The organism is Deinococcus alpinitundrae (assembly GCF_009982895.1).
Classification (GTDB): domain Bacteria; phylum Deinococcota; class Deinococci; order Deinococcales; family Deinococcaceae; genus Deinococcus; species Deinococcus alpinitundrae.
On record NZ_WXZL01000061.1, the window covers coordinates 1 to 5,083 of the forward strand.

Genomic DNA, 5,083 nt, shown 5'->3' on the forward strand with positions numbered 1-5,083 from the left:
CCAGTCTTGGCTATGTCCCCCCTGCCGAGTTCGCTGCCCGCTATCATCCAACCTAGAAGTGACTTGCCTGCTGGTCCTGCGTTTTGGGTTCACTCCAGGGCTTGGCATTGATCCGTTGCTTGTAAGGATGTGATGAGCGGCTGAGGTGGATCAGCACGCTCACCCGGTCCTGTCGGGGTGGCTTCGAACCGTTGGGCATCCTCTGCGGACCACACGGAACGAGCGGCATGCACGCGCCCAGTCCGAGTGATGGCACGCTGCATCCCCAGGTCGCCCTTTTCCTCAACTCCCCTGTCATTTGATGTCATTCCACTCATAAATCAGTTCTCCTCGCTCTCGCCGCGTATCCACCGCTCGTACCTGGCGTGTTCGGTTTGCAGGTAGTCCAGCAGGGCGGAGAGGCGGGCCGGGTCGCTATGGACACTGAAGGTGCGGCTGTGGGCGGTCTGGGTGTCACCGAACGGCTGGGGAATGTGGCAGCGGCGGTGAACGCTCACCAATACTTCAGCGTGGGCATTGGTGCGGGCCTCAGCGTTCCCGTAAGCGACGTGGTGCAGATCGAATACTTCGTTGTCCTGCGGCAACTCACGGCACACCCAGCAGTGCCCCCTTCGTTTGGCGAAATCGCCGTACCGGGGCGGCAGTGTCGCGGCGGCCAGGTCGCTGAGGCCGGAAGCGTCCTCACCCTGCGCGGCCCGGACGGCAGCGCGGTAGATCGGCGCGGGCAGGGCTTCAAGGACAGCCAGATTCAGCGCGTCGGCCTCGACCGGGTGGGTGGGCGCGTCGGGATCGGCGTCTCTGAGCAGCGCACGGGAGCGTTCCAGGGCCGGGGTCAACACGGTCTTCTTGCTCTCGGATTCCGAGAGAATGAGATTCCTGAGCCGCTCATTCAACTGCGTGGGCGTCAAGCTGTCCACGTCGCTGCGCGTCAGGCCGCGTCTCAGCGCGCTTCCGATCTGCGCGAGGCGGGTCAGGTTGCCGCTGTACCCGAGTTGCAGGGCACGCCCCCGGTCAAAGGCGTCATAGAGGCTGCCCACGCCCGGCGCGTCTTCCTGACCCTCCACAAGCCAATTCAGGTACACACTGGGCGGCCTGTTGAGATTGCCGGGCGCGAGTTGCCAGGCGAGGTACGCGCTCCAGATGGCGACAGCCTCGGCGTGCCTTCCGGTTTCGCGGGTCTGCCAGAACGCAGCGCGGCGGTCCTGCAAGGTGGGCGCAGCGTAGGCGAGGCTCATGATCTGCCCTGCCTGTAGCCTTCCCGCACCACTACAAGGGCGGCAGGTTCTATCGTCCACAACCCCTGAGCGCCACGGTGCGGCACCGGCTCAGGAAGCAGCGTCACATCGGCCAGCAGCCAGTGAAACTGACCTCTGGCAGCCCATTTCGAGGTGCTGCTCTGGGTGACGGCGGCAAGTTGCGCCACCGCGACGATGCCGGGTAGGAAGAACTGATCTTCGTCAGTCACGCGCATTCCCATCTCGTAGCTCAGCAGCGCTTCCGGCGTGATCCCGTCAGTCAGGCCTACCATCTTGAAGGCCGCCGCAAGGTCGAGCCTGGCTTCTTCCCGCTTGCCCGTGTTCTGGCCCGGCACAACGCCGCCGTGAATGGCAAGGAACATCCCGACGCGCCCACCTTGGTGCCAGGTGCGGTTCTCGACGTCCTTTCCAGCCTTGACGATGCACCATGGCCAGGGATGGGTGAGCGTCAGGCCGCGTATCTCAGTCATGACATCACCCTCAGCGCTTCATTCAGTCGTCGCTGCCGGTGCGTCATGTCCAGGGGCCAGTCCTCAGCCCAGGCCAGCACGTATCCGGCCAGGTCGAACACCATGCCGCTCTCCAACTGCACCGGACCCTTCTTGAGCGTGTCCGCCTGAGCAGCGGCAATCAACGGGACCAGATGGACTGGGAGGGCGAGCGCCGCGTCCGCGTCTGCAATCCAGGTCGAGCAGTCCACTTCAATCCGCTGCATGCTTCACCTTCTGAGCCTCCATACGGCGCGCGTAAGCGATATTCCGGGCCTTCACGAACCCCAGTACCTCCGCACTCGGCTGCATCGGCTTGCTGCTCTTCTGCCACCCGCCCGGCTTCTCGCCGAACTTCTCCTGGTACAGGTAGAACGCCTGCCCCGGTGACTTGCCCCGGTTGGCGCAGTAGCCCAGCAGCTCCGCGTACCAGCGCCGCTTCTCCTCCAGCTGGTAGGCGTGCTGGCGTCGGCCCTCAGCGGTGAGTTCCTCCAGCTGCCCGGGAATCACCACCGCGTGGTCTGGGATGGCTTCGAAGTGGTGGACGTGGCCGCACTCTGGGCAGATGTGCGTCCCGATCAGTGCCGCGCCGCAGGGCAGCCCGTCTTCGAGTTCTCGCTCGCAGATGATGATTTTCTTCTCCCGCTTCTTGGCGTCCTTGCCAGTGGTTTTCTTCCCTTCATTGCTGTGCAGCGCGGGCGGCACGAAGTCCTCAGCAGGGCCGAACTGCATGAGCGTTCCGGCGTGATCCAGAATCACGCAGTCGCTTTTGCCTTCACTGGAACGCAGCCCGCGGCCTGCCGCTTGCACCCAGATGCGCTCGCTCTTGGTGGGGCGCATGAACACCACGGCGCTCACGTCCGGCACGTCCAGCCCCTCAATGGCGATGTTCACCGAGGTCAGGCCTTGCACCTCACCGGCGCGGAATTCACGCATCAGCTCCCGGCGCTCCTCCTTCGGCGTGCCGCCGTCGATGTGGATGCACGAAAAGCCCGCGGCGTTCATCCGGTCCCGCAGCGCCACTGAAGTCTTGATGTCCGGTGGGAAGGCCACGAAGCGCCGTTCCGGGCAGACGCGGGCGAAGTTCTCCACCGCGTCCCCCAAGGCGGCGTGCTGGCGATCTGGGACAACTGAGGCTCCGCAGCTTGGGCCAGGGCAGGGTGCTGGGGGTGGTGGATGGTAATTACCGATTCAGAGCGCACTATGAAGCCTTTGAAGTCTCGCTTGTTGATTCGGGACCAGGAACTGATCGAAGAGATTCTGCGAATGTGGGAACACAGCAAGGTCAGTCTGTGAGTTCAGCCGTTTCGGAAACTTGAAGATATCGTTCAACCTTCCGTAAGATTCTCAATTACTTAGGATGGTTAGTAAATCTCAGAAAATTTGAATATAAGGAATACATGTATGCCTTTACAGCAAGAGATTGATGAGTCAGCGAGAAAGATATTTACCGATAGCTATAAGATGTCCATTGGGGAATTCACATCTTTATATAAAGACGAAGAAGTAGATATAAATCCTGAATTTCAGAGATTATTTAGATGGTCTAGTAAGCATAAGACTAGATTCATAGAATCTTTGTTGCTGGGTATACCTATACCTCCAATATTCGTTTTCACTAATGAAGAAGGAACGTGGGAACTTATAGATGGTCTACAAAGAGTTTCTACTATATTAGAATTTATGGGTGTACTCAGAAAACCAGATGGTGAATTGTATATCGCTTCAAAATTAGAAGCCACGAAACTGCTGCCATCTTTGAAGGACACAACTTGGGACGGGGAACACAGTATCGGAAAAGCATTGCAAATATCCATAAGAAGAGCAAGGATACGTGTAGAAATTCTAAAAAAGGAAAGTGACACTAGAGGAAAATTTGAACTTTTCCAGCGTCTAAATACAGGTGGCATTAATCTGGAGCCTCAAGAAATAAGAAATGCAAGCATGCTAATGGTTAGTAGAGATTTCTATTTTTGGTTAAAAAATATGTCAGAATATCCCGATTTCGTAATTACCATAAACCAAACAGAGCCAGCAGCAAAAACCCAGAAACCTATGGAATTAGCACTGAGGTTACTCGCCTATAGAGAAGTGAGTTACGATGGAAAATTAGACGCTAATGAGTATATTGACATAGCAATGATCAATCTTATTGAACGGGGCATACAGAGCAGTAATTATACTGATGCTTTTTATTCTATATTCACTCTTCTAAATGAAAATTTTCAAGAAAATGCTTTTATGAGATTTGATGGCAGAAGGTTTTTAGGTGGATTTACACTTTCAGCATTTGAGACGATAGCCTACAGTTTGCTGGTTAATTATTCAGGATGGTCATTAAGAACTAAGGAGAATGACCATGATCTGGTTGATAGAGTCAAGAGCTTATGGTCCAACAAAACTTTCAATAAATATTCAGGCAGTGGCGTAAGAGCGACACAAAGACTCTCTAAATTGCTGCCGTTGGGAGCAGAATTTTTCGCTAAATGAAAATTAGAACTATGGAAGAATTCTCCAACAGATTGGATCAGGAGATTGTTTGGAGACTAAGAGAAATATCAGAAATCAAACTAATGGCACAGCAACAAGGAGGTTTAGCACAGAAAGCTATAATAAGAGCTGGGCTAGCATTGGTGTATGCACATTGGGAAGGATTTATTAAAACTACTTCGGAAATGTACCTTATGTACATAGAATCAAGAGGGCTAAACTTTAGTGAATTAAAAGACAATTTCATGATTTTTGGAGTCAAGAAACATATCAATACTATTACGGAATCGTTTTCCGCTGCTAAAAACATATCAGTAATAAAATCCATACTAGATACAAACTTAAAAGCCGCAAAATTCTCTATATCTTCAGCAATAAGAACTGAATCCAATTTGAAGTCATCTATATTTGAGAACATATCTATCTCTTTAGGAATTTCTAGTGATCCATATAGACAGAATTATAATTTCATAGATGAAGACTTATTAGGTAACAGGAATAGGATTGCTCACGGAGAATATACAGCAATCGACTACGCATCTTTCAACAAGATATGTGACTCAACAATTCACTTGATACGCAGCTACCTCTCTAGGGGTCAAAAGTCAGGGGTAGACAAGAAAAGTCAGCTCCAGTACGGTGTTTTCCGCGATGAAAACAGCCCAGAGCCGACACCCCCAAGATAACCTGTTCACCTTGCTTGCACCACACTTCCCGATCGATCCCCGCCGGCTGACTGTACTGAGCGCGTTATTGATCTCGGCTGAAGTTCACGATGGGAGGTAGCTGTGCAGGAGGCGATCAGGGAGGCGCACATATCGGACGCGCTGCCACCCGACCTTCAGGCGT

Annotated in this window: 6 protein-coding genes and 1 pseudogene; 3 read left to right on the forward strand and 4 right to left on the reverse strand. The window is 53.7% G+C overall.

Annotated elements, in window-relative coordinates; translation table 11 throughout:
- Positions 1-320: 320 nt before the first annotated feature.
- The 4 genes from GUI70_RS22080 to GUI70_RS22095 are packed head-to-tail and all read right to left on the reverse strand — an operon-like array spanning position 321 to position 2,848.
- Positions 321-1,235, reverse strand: a complete 915-nt coding sequence (locus GUI70_RS22080) for a hypothetical protein (protein WP_161884435.1) — start codon at positions 1,233-1,235, stop codon at positions 321-323.
- A complete protein-coding gene (locus tag GUI70_RS22085) occupies positions 1,232-1,726 on the reverse strand; it encodes an ASCH domain-containing protein (RefSeq protein WP_161884436.1) in 495 nt (164 codons plus the stop codon). Before GUI70_RS22085 ends, GUI70_RS22080 begins: the two co-directional genes overlap by 4 nt.
- The gene (locus GUI70_RS22090) at positions 1,723-1,971 is read right to left on the reverse strand and encodes a hypothetical protein (RefSeq protein ID WP_161884437.1); all 249 of its coding nucleotides are present in this window, start codon (positions 1,969-1,971) and stop codon (positions 1,723-1,725) included. The genes GUI70_RS22085 and GUI70_RS22090 overlap by 4 nt, the downstream gene beginning before the upstream one ends.
- Entirely contained in the window at positions 1,958-2,848 is an 891-nt protein-coding gene (locus GUI70_RS22095; RefSeq protein ID WP_161884438.1) for a DEAD/DEAH box helicase, read from the reverse strand. Before GUI70_RS22095 ends, GUI70_RS22090 begins: the two co-directional genes overlap by 14 nt.
- 300 nt (positions 2,849-3,148) lie before the next feature.
- Between GUI70_RS22095 and GUI70_RS22100 the strand changes: the two genes are divergently transcribed.
- From GUI70_RS22100 to GUI70_RS24765, 3 genes and pseudogenes are all read left to right on the forward strand, one after another.
- A complete protein-coding gene (locus tag GUI70_RS22100; protein ID WP_161884439.1) occupies positions 3,149-4,234 on the forward strand; it encodes a DUF262 domain-containing protein in 1,086 nt (361 codons plus the stop codon).
- An 11-nt stretch (positions 4,235-4,245) separates the two neighbouring features.
- On the forward strand, positions 4,246-4,920 hold the full coding sequence (locus GUI70_RS22105; protein WP_161884440.1) for an MAE_28990/MAE_18760 family HEPN-like nuclease: 675 nt from the start codon (positions 4,246-4,248) through the stop codon (positions 4,918-4,920).
- Positions 4,886-4,996: pseudogene (locus GUI70_RS24765) on the forward strand (IS4 family transposase); the annotation flags it as partial. The gene GUI70_RS22105 and the pseudogene GUI70_RS24765, both read left to right, overlap by 35 nt.
- Positions 4,997-5,083 lie beyond the last annotated feature (87 nt).